This is a genomic window from Pseudoalteromonas sp. CnMc7-15 (genome assembly GCF_022347925.1).
Lineage (GTDB): Bacteria > Pseudomonadota > Gammaproteobacteria > Enterobacterales > Alteromonadaceae > Pseudoalteromonas > Pseudoalteromonas ruthenica.
In genome coordinates this window covers 257,430-271,614 of record NZ_JAKRFT010000002.1, presented here as the reverse complement: position 1 = coordinate 271,614, position 14,185 = coordinate 257,430, and the positions used below count along the sequence as shown (strand labels likewise).

Here is a 14,185-nt window from a genome sequence, read left to right as displayed (position 1 = left end):
CTATGAAAGTATTAATCACAGGGGCAACATCGGGTATCGGTGAAGCTCTGGCTAAGCGCTATGCGCAGCAACACGATGTTATAGCGTGTGGGCGAGACGAACAAAAGCTTAAAGAGTTAGAAGACAGCCAAGGCCAAGGGCATATAAAAGGGTTACCGTTTGATGTCACCAAATTAGAGGCTATAAAATCAGCCACCTCTGACATAGACGAGCTTGACTTGGTGGTGCTCAACGCCGGTAACTGCGAATACGTTGATGATGCGCGTCATTTTGACAGTGCATTGTTCGAGCGCGTTATTACCATCAACCTTCTGAGCCTTGGTTATTGCCTTGAGGCGCTGTTGCCGAAACTTAAATCCGGTGCCCACCTCGCCATTGTCTCCTCCAGTGTCACATATTTACCACTGACGCGGAGCGAGGCATATGGCGCATCGAAATCAGGCGCAACTTATTTGGCAAAATCCCTGGCTGTGGATCTCAAAGACATTGACGTGAGCGTTATCCACCCAGGTTTTGTGAAAACGCCATTGACCGATAACAATGACTTCCCTATGCCCATGGCCGTCAGTGCAGAGCAAGCCGCTGAATACATGTATAAGGGGCTGCAAAAACGGCGCAAAGAGATTCATTTTCCAAAAAGATTCACATTTATTTTAAAACTGCTGCGCGTGCTACCTTGGCCGCTGTGGCGCAAAATTGCAAAAGGAATGGTGCGGTGAAGAAAATCGCAGTAATAGGTAGTGGTATCGCGGGCCTCAGTAGTGCCTATTTGTTGAGTAAAAAGTATCATGTTGATGTTTTCGAAAAGAACGATTACATCGGTGGCCACACCGCCACAGTGGATGTTGAGGTCGGCGGACAGCAACACAGCGTCGATACTGGTTTTATTGTTTTTAATGATCGCACCTATCCGCGTTTTGAAAAGTTGCTCGCTGAAATTGGCATAGGTCGCAAGCCTACACAAATGAGCTTTAGCGTGCACAACGTGGACACAGGCTTTGAATACAATGGCCATACATTGACCACTTTGTTTGCTCAGCGTCGCAATCTATTGCGACCGAAGTTTTGGCATTTGTTGTGGCAAATAGTCCGTTTCAACCGGTTGTGTAAGGACCTTTATCACAGCGGCGAATATGAACAAGGCGACACCTTAGGTCGCTTCCTTGATAGGCATGGGTTTAACGATTTCTTCCGCAATCATTATATTTTGCCTATGGGGGCGGCGATTTGGTCAACGTCGATCAAAAAGATGCAAGACTTTGGCATCGAGTTCTTCATCCGCTTCTTTTACAACCATGGCCTGTTAGATATTACCAATCGTCCACAGTGGTATGTGATCCCAGGCGGTTCTCGTGAATACATCGGTCCGCTAACGAAACCCTTTAAAGACAATATCTACCTAAATGCGAATATAGAAAAGGTGTTTAGGCACCCAGATGGCGTGACGATACATATGCAAGGCGGTGAGATTTACCATTATGACGCGGTGGTGTTTGCGTGCCACTCCGATCAGGCCCTTGCGTTGTTAGGCGATGCCACCGAAAGCGAGCAGCAAGTGCTGGGCGCGATGCCTTATACTGCCAACTCTGTTGTTCTACATACTGATACTAGCTTGTTACCTGAACGTCGTGCAGCGTGGGCCAGCTGGAATTATCGCCTTGATAACAACACCGAGCAAGCCGCAGTTGTCACTTATCAAATGAATATCCTCCAAGGTTTGCACAGCAACCCACCGTTGTGTGTGACTCTCAATTGTGATGACGCTATTGATGATAGTAAGGTGCTGCGCCGTTTCACTTATCATCACCCTGTATTCAACAGCGACAGTATCGCCGCGCAACAACGCCGAGATGAGGTAAACCTCGCAGCCACTTACTATTGCGGCGCATACTGGTACAACGGTTTTCACGAAGATGGCGTGCGCAGTGCTGTAGATGTAGCCAAAGCGCTAGGAGTCGACTTTGAGCACTGAAACCGTGCAGGAACCGCTACTGACCCAGGGGTGCGCCATCATGCTTGGCGATGTGCGTCATCGGCGTTTTGAGCCCGTTTTTCATGGTTTTAATTACCCACTGTACATGATGTGGGTAGATACTCAGCACCCAGAGCAGCTTGATGGCATACACCCTTTGGTTGGGACGCATGGCTGGAAGGTGCTTCGGTTTAACCAAGGCGATTACTTGCGTGATGAGCACGGCTCGCTATTTGAACGCGCTGTGCTTAAAGCACAGCAACTGGGCGTAGAGCAAGAGATAGCCCAAGTTTACATGTTGGTGCAGCTGCGCTGTTGCGGTATTTACTTTTCTCCGGCCAATTTTTACTTTTATCGTTATCGTGGTGACAGCGATTTCAGTGTCATGGTTGCCGAAGTGAGTAATACTCCTTGGAATGAGCGTCACTATTATTTAGTTGATTTACAAACTAAAGTGAACTTTAAAAAGCAGTTTCACGTATCGCCTTTTATGAATTTGGATATGCATTACCATTGGCGAGTGAAAGCCAAAAACCGGGCGATGCTTATCCATATTGAGAACAAACGCCAGCGGCAGAAATTATTTGATGCCACCATGCGATTGCAACACCAAGGGTTAGAGCGTTGTGCGTTCACTAAGGTGTTGCGGCGTTTTCCTATAATGACACTGAGTGTCATGCGCGGGATATACTGGCAAGCATTAAGGTTATTGTTAAAGCGTGTGCCGTTTTACGCTCACCCAGGAAAGAAAGATGGATAGAGTTACCCAAGTAGAAGCAAAAAAATCAATCAGTTGGAAGTCTCAGATCGCTAAACGCTTTGTCTTGGCAGCAATGAGAACCTTAGAACACGGCTATGTAGAAATGCATTTTCGTGGTCAGAGCTATCAGTTTGGCAATAACACCTCTTCGCTTAGAGCTCGTGTGGATATAAGCGATGCGCGTATGTTCGATGCGTTTGCCTTTGGCGGCAGTATTGGTGCGGCGGAGTCCTTTATCGATGGCCATTGGCAATGCGATAACTTGACGGCCTTGGTGGAGATTTTTGTTCTCAATCAAGACCAGCTCGATGAATTTGAAGGTCGCTTCGCCTTTTTCAGCGCAATCGCCTATCGACTCAAGCACTTGCGTAATCGTAACAGCACGCAAGGCTCCAAAAGAAACATTGTTGCTCATTATGACTTGGGCAATGAATTATACGAGTCGTTCTTAAGTGATGAAATGCTTTACTCCTGTGCCGTTTATCCTCAAGCAGATGCAACCCTTGAGCAAGCGCAGGCACATAAATTAAAACTGATATGCGAACGTGTACAGTTGGCCGATGGCGACCAGGTTGTCGAGATTGGCACAGGGTGGGGCGCCTTTGCTATCTATGCCGCTACCCACTATGATGTCCATGTAACGACTACAACCATCTCAGATCAACAACATGCCTATGTGCAGCAAAAAATCGCGCAGCACGGCTTAGAAGATAAAATTACCCTATTAAAGAAAGACTACCGACTGCTTGAAGGACACTACGACAAGCTTGTCTCTATAGAAATGATTGAGGCGGTAGGTCATGAGTACCTCGGTGAGTTCTTCAGCAAATGCAACAGCCTTCTAAAGCCCAGTGGTGCCATGCTTATTCAGGCTATCACCATTAATGACCAGCGCTACAGTAAATACGTAAAAGAAACTGACTTTATTCAACAGTACATCTTCCCTGGCGGGTGTTTGGTGTGTGTTGATGAAATGAGTAAGCATTTGCGTAAAAACACAGACCTGGTCATGCATGAATTACATGATATTGGCCTTCATTATGCTCGGACGTTAGCTGATTGGCGCGCTCGCTTTGAAAAGGCGTGGCCGCAATTGCAAGGAGCTAAATTCAACAGCGCCTTCTATCGCCTTTGGTTGTATTATCTGGCTTATTGCGAAGGGGCATTTCGCCAGCGGGCAATTAGCACTGTGCACTTAAGTGCGCGTAAGCAAGGCTTCAACGGCGGTGATGATCATGTGGCGCTTAGCTACTAATTTTATTTTGTTTCAAAGCTGCTGGTGGGCAGCTTTTTTTTGGCAAAACGATGCGTTGCCAATGATGGCGGCGCTGATTGTGATGATGCTTGCGCTCTCTGATAAGCGCAAGCAAGACATACTGTTACTTGCCAGTCTCCCCATTGCTTTATTACTCGAAACGAGTGCCGCGCAATTTGCGCTACTGCAATTTGAAGGCGCTTGGATACCCTGGTGGCTCGTCTTGTTATGGGTTTCCCTTCTGCTAACTATCAATCATTCATTGCGGTTCATTACGCGATTGCCGCTGTGGCAATGCTTTTTCTTATGCTGGGTGTGTGCACCATTTAGCTACCTAGGTGCTGCTCGCTTTGACGTGCTGTCAACGCCCTTGCCTTGGTGGCAATTCTACCTTGTGTATGGGCTGCTTTGGGCCAGTGCTTTTACCGTGATTATTGTGATCAATCGCCTTGCAGGACGCGTAGAAGACAATACCTAGTTATTACGGATGATTTTCCATGAAATACCTTCCTATCATTATGGCATTAACCCTGGGTGGTATGGCGCCATCATCGGCGTGGTCACAGGTCTCCTTCAAGGTGGTTGGTGAAGGGGTTATGAGCTATATGTTCTGGGACCTATACCGCGCGAAATTAGCAACGACTGATGGCGACTACCAAGGCGGAGAGCATCCAGTGCGCTTGACCCTCACTTATCTCAGAGATATAGAAGCTAGCGACATTGTTAAAGCTACATTTGATCAGTGGCGACACCTTGATAAGGCGCAGTACGTCAGTGAATATGGCGATACATTACAAGGCTTATGGCCGGATATCACAGAAGGGGATTCATTGGCTTTTGAGACCAATGAGCAGGGCGTGGGTACTTTTTATTATAACGGTGAAAAGTTACAAACCATCGAGCAACAGGCTTTTAGCGAAGCGTTTTTGGCAATATGGTTGTCGCCGAACACCAGCGAGCCAAAACTACGTCAGAAGTTAATAGGAGCAAGTGAATGAAGTCATTACGCGTTTATTTAGGTGTGTTTGTATTGGCGATATTGACTGCCTGTTCGGCCTCCATTGAGGATTATGAAGGAACTGAACCAAAATTTGATTTTAAACAGTTTTTTTCCGGTGAGTTGGTTGCCTATGGCATAGTGCAAGATTACTCAGGCGAGGTCACACGGCGTTTTCGCGTTGATATGCAGGCCTCATGGCAGGGAAACAAGGGCGTTATTGATGAGCAGTTCTATTATCAAGACGGCGAGCAGGACACCCGTGTATGGCGCATAGAGCTGGGTGAAAATGGCACTCTTACTGGGACCGCCAATGATGTGGTTGGCACCGCGCAAGGGGTAACCAGAGGCAGTGCCTTCAACTGGAAGTACACCCTCGAAATTCCTTATGACGGCGATACCATGACGGTAGACCTAGACGATTGGATGTACCTTGTCACAGAATCGAGGTTGATCAACCGCACCGCAATTGATAAGTTGGGATTGGAGGTTGGCGAAATCACGCTGGTGATAGAAAAACGCTAAAACTCTGTGCCTAAGGGCTCTCCAGAGGAGAACTTTTTCAGAAAATGTGTGATTTGCGGTTGCCAAGTCAGTAAAAATGCATAATGATAGATTTGCTAAGGCAAAAAAATAACGAATAGGAATCAAACAATGAACAAAGCTCAATTAGTCGAAAAGATCGCCAATGATGCAGAAATTTCAAAAGCAGCGGCGAGCCGTGCACTGGACGCGTTCACAGGTGCGGTGACTAACTCTTTGAAAGATGGTAACTCTGTCGCGCTAGTAGGCTTCGGTACTTTCTCAGTTAAAGAGCGTGCAGCTCGTACCGGCCGCAACCCTCAAACAGGCGCAGAAATCCAAATCGCTGCTGCGAATATCCCAAGCTTCAAAGCGGGTAAAGGTCTGAAAGACTCAGTAAACTCATAATCAGTTTACTAACAATTGTGAAAAAAGGGCGGTTTCGCCCTTTTTTACGTTTAAAGCTCTGCAATTCATAATTAGTCAATGAGATGCTAGCCGTCTTGTTGCTACCCTTTCAAGGCTTTATCGCCACGTCCCAAACCGATAGCCCCAGAACGCACCATTTCTATGACCTCTGTTTCATGGCGCAAGGTATCCAAAAACGATTCTAGCTTCTCAGTACTTGCGGCGAGTTGTAAAGAATAGCTGATCCGCCCCATATCCAAAATGGCGCCGCCAAATACATCAACAACTCGGGTTACTGCTGCGCGTGTGCTTTCATCTTGGGCTACAACCTTAACTAATAGCAATTCACGTTCAATGTGACTTTGTTCGGTTAAATCAATGACCTTGAGCACATCCACTAATTTATTAACTTGTTTGAGGATTTGCTCAAGGATACGATCGCCGCCCTGCGTGGTAATAGTAATGCGCGATAACGATGCATCATCGGTGGTGCCCACCGCGAGACTATCGATGTTATAAGCTCGCTGGGAAAATAAGCCGACGATGCGCGAAAGTGAGCCAGGCTCGTTTTCTAATAAGATTGATAATATTCTACGCATTATGCTTTCACTCCTTTTTTCAGCCACATATCATCAATTGCGCCTAGTTTGATTTGCATCGGGTAAACATGCTCTAGCTCATCAACACGCACATCTAAAAAGACCAACCTATCGCTGATACTAAGCATCTCATCAATGGCGCCATCAAGCTCATCGGGATGATCAACGCGTATACCAACATGGCCATAGCTTTGCGCCAGTTTGACAAAATCAGGTAGGGACTCCATGTAAGACGACGAGTGACGACCGCTGTACATCATATCTTGCCATTGACGCACCATGCCTAAGGAACGATTGTTCAGTGATACAACTTTGACCGCCAAGTTATACTGCAAACAAGTTGATAACTCCTGTATGTTCATCTGAATGGAGCCGTCTCCAGTGATACATATTGACTCGCTATCACGATAAGCAAGCTTAACGCCCATTGCTGCAGGGAGGCCAAACCCCATGGTTCCAAGGCCTCCGGAATTGATCCATTGGCGAGGCTTTTTAAAGGGGTAGTACTGGGCAGCAAACATTTGGTGCTGACCCACATCGGAACTGATGTAGGCATCGCCGTTAGTGGCTTGGTAAAGCTTTTGAATAACCGTTTGTGGCTTGATTTTTTCACTGCCTGCACTGAAGCTAAGGCATTTTTGTTCACGCCAACGATTGATTTGCTGCCACCAATCTTCTTGGGCGCTTCTATCAATGGCAATGTTCGATGTGTTGATAGCGGTTAATAATTGTGTCAATACAGTGTCTAAGCAGCCAACCACCGGAATATGAGCGCTGATAGTTTTAGAAATCGAGGTTGGGTCAACATCAACATGGACTATGGTTGCGTCTGGGCAGAACTTATTCACGTTATTGGTAACCCGATCATCAAATCGAGCACCTAGAGCTAAAATAACATCCGCATTGGCCATCGCTTTGTTTGCTTCTAAAGTGCCATGCATGCCTAACATACCGATAAAGTTTGGATGCTCACCGCTCAACCCACCGAGTCCCATTAACGTATTAGTACAAGGGGCGTTAAGCGTCTCTACCAGTTCGGTGAGCTTATCGCTGGTGTCGGAGAGAACGATACCGCCTCCTGAATAAATGACCAATTTTTTAGCGTTAAGAACCGCATTGACCGCTTTTTTAATTTGTTTTGGGTGGCCTTTCTTGTTGGGATTATAGGTTCGGATCTGGATGTCACCTGGAAATTCAAAAGGGAATTTCTGGGTTGGGTTAAGTACGTCCTTGGGGAGTTCAACAACAACCGGACCCGGGCGACCGCTACTGGCAATATAAAATGCTTTGGCAAGCATAGTGGGAATATCTTTTGCGCTGCGGCAATTGAAACTGTGTTTAACGATAGGCCGTGAGCAACCGACAATATCCGTTTCTTGAAAGGCATCGTCACCGATAAGGTTGCTGGGTACTTGCCCAGAGATCACCACCATGGGGATAGAGTCCATGTAGGCAGTGGCAATACCGGTTACGCAATTAGTCGCTCCGGGGCCGGAAGTGGCCAAGACCACACCCACTTTCCCCGTCGCTCGGGCATATCCGTCGGCCATATGCGTAGCTGCCTGCTCGTGACGCACCAAAATATGCTCAAGGTCCTGCTGTTCAAATAGCGCATCGTATAAATCTAATACCGACCCCCCTGGATAGCCAAATATATACTGAACGCCTAGTTCTTTTAGCGCGGCGACGACTAACTCTCCACCGTTAAACTGTTGCTCATTCATCCTCATTCCTTAAAAAAAAACCCCCGCTTAAGGGCGGGGGTTTGTTAGCGTTATATGTTCGCTCACGTAGGCCCCGTAGTCTTGGTTAAGACCACCACGAGAATCACAACGAGAACGACGACATTAAACATGGGTAAACACTTTTATACTCAACAATGGCTTCTATTGTTAAGCTTTTGAAAGCATACTGTCAACCCCGAGCAAGATGAATTTTGAATAAAAAATACGTAATGAGAGTTTAAATTAACCTGCTTGGAATAAAGTTGTCCTAATGGTAAAGTTTTTAGCAAAAAAAAGACCGGTGTCGAACCGGTCTTAGTCAGGTTATTCAATCATTATGACCACCTGTATGCAGAGTTTTTTTCCTGCTTACAGACGCTCAATAACGGCAGCGGTAAAGTCTGTGGTGCCGTGCTCGCCACCCAAGTCGCGAGTGGTACGGTCGCCACTTTTAATGACATCAGCAACTGCTGCGCGAATTCGCTCTGCTTTGTCACCCATGTCTAAGTATTCAAGCATTTGAATGGCTGCGAGAATAACGGATGTTGGGTTTGCCAGGTTTTTGCCTGCAATATCTGGGGCACTGCCGTGAACAGCTTCAAAAATAGCCGCGTCTTCGCCAATGTTAGCGCCTGGGGCCATACCTAGACCACCTACTAAACCAGCACATAAGTCCGAAAGGATGTCACCGAACAGGTTAGTGGTTACGATAACGTCAAATTCCTCAGGATTCATGACCAGTTTCATACAAGTTGCATCAACGATCATTTCCGCTGATTCAATATCTGGGTAACGCTCACCCACTTCACGAGCCACTTTTAAGAACAGCCCTGAGGTTGATTTCAAGATATTTGCTTTGTGTACTGCAGTGACTTTTTTACGGCCTTCACGACGTGCTAACTCGTAAGCAAAGGTTACGATTTTCTCAGCGCCATCGCGAGTGATTTTAGACATCGCCTCGGCTTCGTTACCGTCCTCTGAAACCACCTGGCCTAGACCAGAGTACATACCCTGGGTATTTTCACGAATGGTGATAATATCGATGTCGTCATAGCGCGCCTTGGTGCCAGCAAAGGATTTTACTGGGCGCACATTAGCGTATAGGCCAAACTGTTTACGAAGTGTGACGTTAATAGAAGTAAAACCTTCGCCTACTGGTGTAGTTAATGGACCCTTTAGCGTGATTTTATTACGGGAAATGGCTTCGAGCGTTTCTGGTGGTAGAAGTTCACCAGTTTTTTCAAGCGCGGCTAGACCAGCATCAATGTATTCGTAATCAAACTCACAACCGACGGCATCAAGAATTTCAATTGCCGCGTCGATAATGCTTGGACCGATGCCATCGCCTTTGATGACGCTAATGGTTTGCTTAGCCATGTAACCTATTCCTTAAAACTGATAGATGTGTCCACCAACGACGCCAACGCTGCTACCAAGAACAGTAAAATGAACGTTTAGAGTGGATAAATTTACGTGAGAATTCAGGGGCGTTTTATAGCAGCAAAGGCGTTATTTTTCCAGTATATGGCTTTTAAATATACCTTATACCGACTATAAATATGGTGAATTAAGCTAAGTTAGATGCCATTGTATGGTGCGCAAGATAAGGCGCGATCGACCAGCCGCTCGATTTTGGTACTGGGTCCTTGCCAATCGACCATGGTTTGCTTAACCAACTGCTGTTGCCAAGCACTTGCCGTCGCCGGCCCAGAGAAGGTGTAGAACAAGATGATTTTTAACGTACAGCATAGTCGCGCATTGCTGTTTAACTGGTTGAATGGTTGTTGTTCGCTGTTTAATAACGCATTGACCCACTCATTGTTGCCAATATGACGGGTTAAATAATGGCGCAACGCTTCGTTATCATATTGTTGCACCCCAAGGAGCGTCGCCAATGGGCGCGCTATATCTTGTTGCATGGGTGTTTTCAACGGGTTTAACGCAATGGTACGAGACAACCGCTGTGGGCACTCAAAAATAAAGAAATTGAAATAACATAGTAATAAGGCTGTTAGTCGCTCATGCTGAAGGTCTTTTGTTTGCCTAGCGATATCTTCAACGATGCGAATGGCACTGTGTACTCGAGCTTGGAGAAACTGCGCCATTGGGTGACACAGTTGCAGCATCTTTTCTTCCAACATCACTCGGGCAATAAAATCCCCGACGCTGTAAAGCCCAACCATGGAAAGCGCGTGACGCAAAGAGCTGGCCTGTTGTGCACCGCGATTATATTGGCTCGCTTGCATCATGATTTGCGCAACGAACGTGTCGTCTTGTGCGATGACTTTCTCAATATCGCTATAACCATGGGCACCACGAATTTGTGCGACAATGGCATCATGATCGCGCTGCGCCCCAGCGGCAGAGCTGGCGCGTTGTACAGGGACACTGGCGCGGGCACTCACTGACGACCAACTGCGATAACGCACCGGTTGGCGGTATTGCCAGTGAGGGTTGGCGAGCAGTCGAAAACGAGACTTAGTGGCCTGCGCATCGGTGAAAATATACTGACCATCAGGGTGGCAGCCCATGTATAAATAGTCATTCTCTTCAAAGCGCTGTCGCGAACCAAGAAGTTGGGGAGAATAGAAGTCGACCAACGTATCGCAGTCTTGCTGGATGGCAACATTATGAGTGGCTTTATACAACTGCGCGCAGGCATTAAAGAGATGTAACGGCCGTGTTGCTGTCATTTGCTCTGCTAAAATGCTGGCGCAGGCCACAATGCGCGTATAACCATCATATAGAGGCGCGCGTTGATGACTGATAATTTCGCGGCGATAGCGTTTTAGCTTGGCGATGATCTGCGTTAGCGCAGGTTGCTCTTCGCCGCTGAGCGACAGCATCTTCAGGCTCAGTAATGCGCTTTGGCTAAACCGTTGGCGCTCTGCACTGTTTAGAGCCTCGCAATTATGGCGTTTATTGAGCAGTGATAGTACTGATATGTCAGCGCTGAGCGCCGCCATCATCATTACTTGCGTATCACTGCGGTGGTAATTGTGAGCGCGGCACAATCCGGCCACGATGGCGACGCGTTTTAGACGCAGGCTCTGTGCATAAGCAAGGTTTTGTATGTGGGTCGATAGCAGCCATTGAAACAAACCGTTTTGCTTATGGGCTAACACACTTAAGCGCTCACTGAGACCGAGCAGGGCAGGGTATAAGCTAGACCACTGCGAGCGCGACAGTGCGGCTTTATCAAAGCGTACTATGTAGTCAATAACGCGGTCGAACTGCTCGACGTATTTAGGATTGTAAGTCGACTTTGTCATAGGCAAGCTCGGCTTGCTGCCCCCATACTAAAAGCTTTTTATTTTTAAACAGCAGCCCGGTGCATTCATCTTTGGTGGTGATGCCATCGGCCTTTTTGTGCTGAGTGCGATAAAAGACTATTTGGTAAATATCATCGCCTCGGCGTTTTACAAAAGTTAGATCCGGTGTACCTAAGGTATCAAGGACCTCTTCTATAGGCATTGAATCGGCAGAGTCGAGGCTTGCGATAAACCGTTTGTTATAGGCTTCTCTGTCCTGCCATACCATGGAGCCAGGGTCATCCTTGTAAAAGGTCATCACGAGCGTCGCTATCAGTGCATACACACCAATACCTAACACCACATAACGTAATACTTTTTTTAACATTGTGATACTGCGTCCACCAGCCAATTTAACTCAGTATACCGGGCTTGGCGCTGCTTTGCGAAGCCGAGTGCGGTGGAAGAACAATTTGCTGCGCCCCGTTGTGAACTCGAAACTGCTTTAGACTTACGCCAAGATCAATATCACAGCGCAGCGATACCAAATGTAAAGCGCGCACGTACTGTGGCAAATTATCGGTTAATTGTCGCTGAATTTTATTTTCAGGTGCCTGCGCTAGGGCGTGTTGAACGCTGTCGTACTGAGTGAGTAATGCCCTTGCTGATTTTATACCTATGCCATTTACACCTGGGATATCATTGGTTTTGTCGCCCACTAAGGCGAAATACTGAGTCAGTTGTTCCACGCTAACGCCGTATTTGTCTTGTACCTGCTGAGCATCGCGAAAAGATTTGCCAAAGTAGTCATATACTTTGATTTGCTCACTTAACAGTGGCAAGTAGCCTTTGTCGGTGGACACAATAATACATTGCATGGTCTGCGGCGCTTTACTGGCCAGGGTCGCCAATACGTCGTCCGCTTCTTCATTATCTACACTCAAGGAGCTTATTTGGGCGGCGTGAAATGCGTGTGCAAAACGGCCTAAATTGGATTTTAGGCGCTGCGGCATCGGTTTGCGCGATATCTTGTAATCAGGGTAGTAAGCATGACGCCAGCTGCTTTGTCCATCGAAGGCCGCAACCGCATAATGGGGCTGATATTGGTGCATTAGCTTATTAATGGCGTTACTGGTTCGCTGCAGCGCTGCTTCAATGGCAGCATCGCTATCACTACCATGTTGAGACTCGCACACCGCATAAATGCGCCGAATCAAGTTCAGCGCATCAATAAGTAGAAAGTGCATCATGTCTTAATGGTATAACAAGGGATGTAGGTGCTGCCTGGCAACTTCATGCGCCCTTGGGCCACAAAGGCACTTAACAAGGTATCCATCTTACGCATTAACTCAGGATCGCCAGATAGCTCAAACACACCATGCTGTTTGATAGCGCGGATCCCTTCATCTTTAACATTGCCAGCAACAATCCCCGAGAAAGCACGGCGTAAGTTGGCGGCAAGTTGTTGCTTCGGCTGCTCTAAATGCAAGTTCAAAGACGCCATATTCTCATGGGTTGGGGCAAACGGTGCCTGGAATTCAGGCTCAATACGCAGCGTCCAATTGAAGTAGTAGGCATCACCCTGTTGGCGACGATAGTCGCGCACATCTTGCATTTGCGCTTTTAATTTACTGGCGACTAATGCCGGGTCGTCAATGATCACCTCAAATTTGTCTAATGCTTGCTCGCCTAAGGTGTCGCGTACAAAGCTGACTATTTCATCGAAATAGTCCTTACTTTGTGCCGGCCCGGTAAGTATCACCGGCAGTTGTTGCTTTTGATTCTCAGGGTGCAACAAGATGCCAAGTAAATATAACAGCTCTTCTGCAGTGCCTGCGCCACCTGGGAAAATAATAATGCCATGGGCAACGCGAACGAAGGCTTCCAGGCGTTTTTCAATGTCCGGTAGAATGACCAGCTCGTTAACAATTGGGTTGGGTGGCTCTGCAGCGATAATACTGGGTTCGGTGAGGCCGAGGTAACGCGGGTTGTCAACGCGTTGCTTGGCATGGCCTATTGTTGCGCCTTTCATTGGCCCTTTCATGGCACCTGGGCCGCATCCTGTACAAATATTCAGGCCACGCAGACCGAGTTGATAGCCCACTTCTTTGGTGTATTTATACTCGACTTCATTAATAGAATGGCCACCCCAACACACTATCATGTTCGGATCGGTGTTCACTGGCATGGCATCGGCATTGCGAAGCATGTCGAAGACCATGTGGGTTATCGCTTTTGGATCGGGTTCTACCATCGCTTGGTGTTTTTGACAAATGAATAAGATATCGCGAATGACTGAAAAAATATGCTCATGGATACCACGAATTATATCGCCATCGACAAAAGCGGTTTCAGGGGGGTTAGTCAGCTCTATTTTGATTCCTCGCTCGCGGGCGACTAAACGAATGTCGAAGTCTTGAAAGCGATCGTAAATCTCGGCGCTGGAATCGGTATGACTGCCCACGTTAAGGACCGCGAGCGCACAATTGCGAAAGAGCCGATAACGGTCAGTGGTCGATTGCGCAAGCAAATCTACTTCTAATTGTGAAAGAAGGTTTAATACGCCAGTAGGATTAAGCTGTACTTGCATTGCTGCTCCTTAATTTAATGCATGTGGCGAGTGCTAAAAATGACTAGCACTTAAAAATAGATGGTCAGCTTGAGTTGTTTTTGACACAGTCACAGCAATAACGCAAT

General features: G+C 47.1%; 15 protein-coding genes. 8 read left to right on the top strand and 7 right to left on the bottom strand.

Annotated elements, in window-relative coordinates; translation table 11 throughout:
* Positions 1-2 precede the first annotated feature (2 nt).
* From MHM95_RS04970 to MHM95_RS04935, 8 genes are all read left to right on the top strand, one after another.
* Positions 3-719, top strand: coding sequence for an SDR family NAD(P)-dependent oxidoreductase (locus tag MHM95_RS04970; RefSeq protein ID WP_239384537.1), 717 nt, complete (start codon positions 3-5; stop codon positions 717-719).
* Positions 716-1,972, top strand: a complete 1,257-nt coding sequence (locus tag MHM95_RS04965) for an FAD-dependent oxidoreductase (RefSeq protein WP_239384535.1) — start codon at positions 716-718, stop codon at positions 1,970-1,972. The genes MHM95_RS04970 and MHM95_RS04965 overlap by 4 nt, the downstream gene beginning before the upstream one ends.
* A 40-nt stretch (positions 1,973-2,012) precedes the next feature.
* The gene (locus MHM95_RS04960) at positions 2,013-2,732 is read left to right on the top strand and encodes a DUF1365 domain-containing protein (RefSeq protein ID WP_239384924.1); all 720 of its coding nucleotides are present in this window, start codon (positions 2,013-2,015) and stop codon (positions 2,730-2,732) included.
* Positions 2,725-3,987 carry a cyclopropane-fatty-acyl-phospholipid synthase family protein gene (locus tag MHM95_RS04955; RefSeq protein ID WP_239384533.1) on the top strand — a complete coding sequence of 421 codons (1,263 nt, stop codon included), beginning with the start codon at positions 2,725-2,727 and terminating at the stop codon, positions 3,985-3,987. Before MHM95_RS04960 ends, MHM95_RS04955 begins: the two co-directional genes overlap by 8 nt.
* Positions 3,968-4,465: a DUF2878 domain-containing protein gene (locus tag MHM95_RS04950; RefSeq protein ID WP_239384531.1), complete on the top strand. Its 498-nt coding sequence runs from the start codon at positions 3,968-3,970 to the stop codon at positions 4,463-4,465. Before MHM95_RS04955 ends, MHM95_RS04950 begins: the two co-directional genes overlap by 20 nt.
* A gap of 19 nt (positions 4,466-4,484) precedes the next feature.
* On the top strand, positions 4,485-4,985 hold the full coding sequence (locus tag MHM95_RS04945; RefSeq protein WP_239384529.1) for a chalcone isomerase family protein: 501 nt from the start codon (positions 4,485-4,487) through the stop codon (positions 4,983-4,985).
* Positions 4,982-5,509, top strand: coding sequence for a DUF3833 domain-containing protein (locus MHM95_RS04940; protein WP_045979968.1), 528 nt, complete (start codon positions 4,982-4,984; stop codon positions 5,507-5,509). The genes MHM95_RS04945 and MHM95_RS04940 overlap by 4 nt, the downstream gene beginning before the upstream one ends.
* Before the next feature lie 129 nt (positions 5,510-5,638).
* A complete protein-coding gene (locus MHM95_RS04935; protein WP_022946817.1) occupies positions 5,639-5,914 on the top strand; it encodes an HU family DNA-binding protein in 276 nt (91 codons plus the stop codon).
* A 101-nt stretch (positions 5,915-6,015) separates the two neighbouring features.
* Here the strand turns inward: MHM95_RS04935 and ilvN are convergent, their stop codons facing one another.
* The 7 genes from ilvN to ppnN form a co-directional block, all read right to left on the bottom strand.
* Positions 6,016-6,513 carry an acetolactate synthase small subunit gene (ilvN, locus tag MHM95_RS04930; RefSeq protein WP_022946818.1) on the bottom strand — a complete coding sequence of 166 codons (498 nt, stop codon included), beginning with the start codon at positions 6,511-6,513 and terminating at the stop codon, positions 6,016-6,018.
* A complete protein-coding gene (locus MHM95_RS04925; RefSeq protein WP_022946819.1) occupies positions 6,513-8,237 on the bottom strand; it encodes an acetolactate synthase 3 large subunit in 1,725 nt (574 codons plus the stop codon). Before MHM95_RS04925 ends, ilvN begins: the two co-directional genes overlap by 1 nt.
* Positions 8,238-8,606: 369 nt before the next feature.
* Complete coding sequence (locus MHM95_RS04920) at positions 8,607-9,614, bottom strand: isocitrate dehydrogenase (protein WP_022946820.1); 1,008 nt, start codon at positions 9,612-9,614, stop codon at positions 8,607-8,609.
* A gap of 200 nt (positions 9,615-9,814) precedes the next feature.
* Positions 9,815-11,509 (bottom strand): hypothetical protein, encoded by a 1,695-nt coding sequence (locus MHM95_RS04915; protein WP_239384527.1) that lies wholly within the window; start codon positions 11,507-11,509, stop codon positions 9,815-9,817.
* Positions 11,484-11,876, bottom strand: coding sequence for a DUF3192 domain-containing protein (locus MHM95_RS04910; RefSeq protein ID WP_022946822.1), 393 nt, complete (start codon positions 11,874-11,876; stop codon positions 11,484-11,486). The genes MHM95_RS04915 and MHM95_RS04910 overlap by 26 nt, the downstream gene beginning before the upstream one ends.
* A gap of 25 nt (positions 11,877-11,901) precedes the next feature.
* Positions 11,902-12,738: a flap endonuclease Xni gene (gene xni, locus MHM95_RS04905; protein WP_239384525.1), complete on the bottom strand. Its 837-nt coding sequence runs from the start codon at positions 12,736-12,738 to the stop codon at positions 11,902-11,904.
* A complete protein-coding gene (gene ppnN / locus MHM95_RS04900) occupies positions 12,735-14,078 on the bottom strand; it encodes a nucleotide 5'-monophosphate nucleosidase PpnN (protein ID WP_235418308.1) in 1,344 nt (447 codons plus the stop codon). The genes xni and ppnN overlap by 4 nt, the downstream gene beginning before the upstream one ends.
* Between the last annotated feature and the right edge of the window lie 107 nt (positions 14,079-14,185).

Bases quoted from the DNA above. Each gene is read 5' to 3' on its own strand.
- ilvN (WP_022946818.1), bottom strand. From the start codon at position 6,513: ATGCGTAGAATATTATCAATCTTATTAGAAAACGAGCCTGGCTCACTT.
- MHM95_RS04935 (WP_022946817.1), top strand. From the start codon at position 5,639: ATGAACAAAGCTCAATTAGTCGAAAAGATCGCCAATGATGCAGAAATT.
- MHM95_RS04970 (WP_239384537.1), top strand. From the start codon at position 3: ATGAAAGTATTAATCACAGGGGCAACATCGGGTATCGGTGAAGCTCTG.
- MHM95_RS04955 (WP_239384533.1), top strand. From the start codon at position 2,725: ATGGATAGAGTTACCCAAGTAGAAGCAAAAAAATCAATCAGTTGGAAG.
- xni (WP_239384525.1), bottom strand. From the start codon at position 12,738: ATGATGCACTTTCTACTTATTGATGCGCTGAACTTGATTCGGCGCATT.
- MHM95_RS04960 (WP_239384924.1), top strand. From the start codon at position 2,013: ATGCTTGGCGATGTGCGTCATCGGCGTTTTGAGCCCGTTTTTCATGGT.
- MHM95_RS04915 (WP_239384527.1), bottom strand. From the start codon at position 11,509: ATGACAAAGTCGACTTACAATCCTAAATACGTCGAGCAGTTCGACCGC.
- MHM95_RS04925 (WP_022946819.1), bottom strand. From the start codon at position 8,237: ATGAATGAGCAACAGTTTAACGGTGGAGAGTTAGTCGTCGCCGCGCTA.
- MHM95_RS04920 (WP_022946820.1), bottom strand. From the start codon at position 9,614: ATGGCTAAGCAAACCATTAGCGTCATCAAAGGCGATGGCATCGGTCCA.
- MHM95_RS04950 (WP_239384531.1), top strand. From the start codon at position 3,968: ATGTGGCGCTTAGCTACTAATTTTATTTTGTTTCAAAGCTGCTGGTGG.
- MHM95_RS04910 (WP_022946822.1), bottom strand. From the start codon at position 11,876: ATGTTAAAAAAAGTATTACGTTATGTGGTGTTAGGTATTGGTGTGTAT.
- MHM95_RS04940 (WP_045979968.1), top strand. From the start codon at position 4,982: ATGAAGTCATTACGCGTTTATTTAGGTGTGTTTGTATTGGCGATATTG.
- MHM95_RS04945 (WP_239384529.1), top strand. From the start codon at position 4,485: ATGAAATACCTTCCTATCATTATGGCATTAACCCTGGGTGGTATGGCG.
- ppnN (WP_235418308.1), bottom strand. From the start codon at position 14,078: ATGCAAGTACAGCTTAATCCTACTGGCGTATTAAACCTTCTTTCACAA.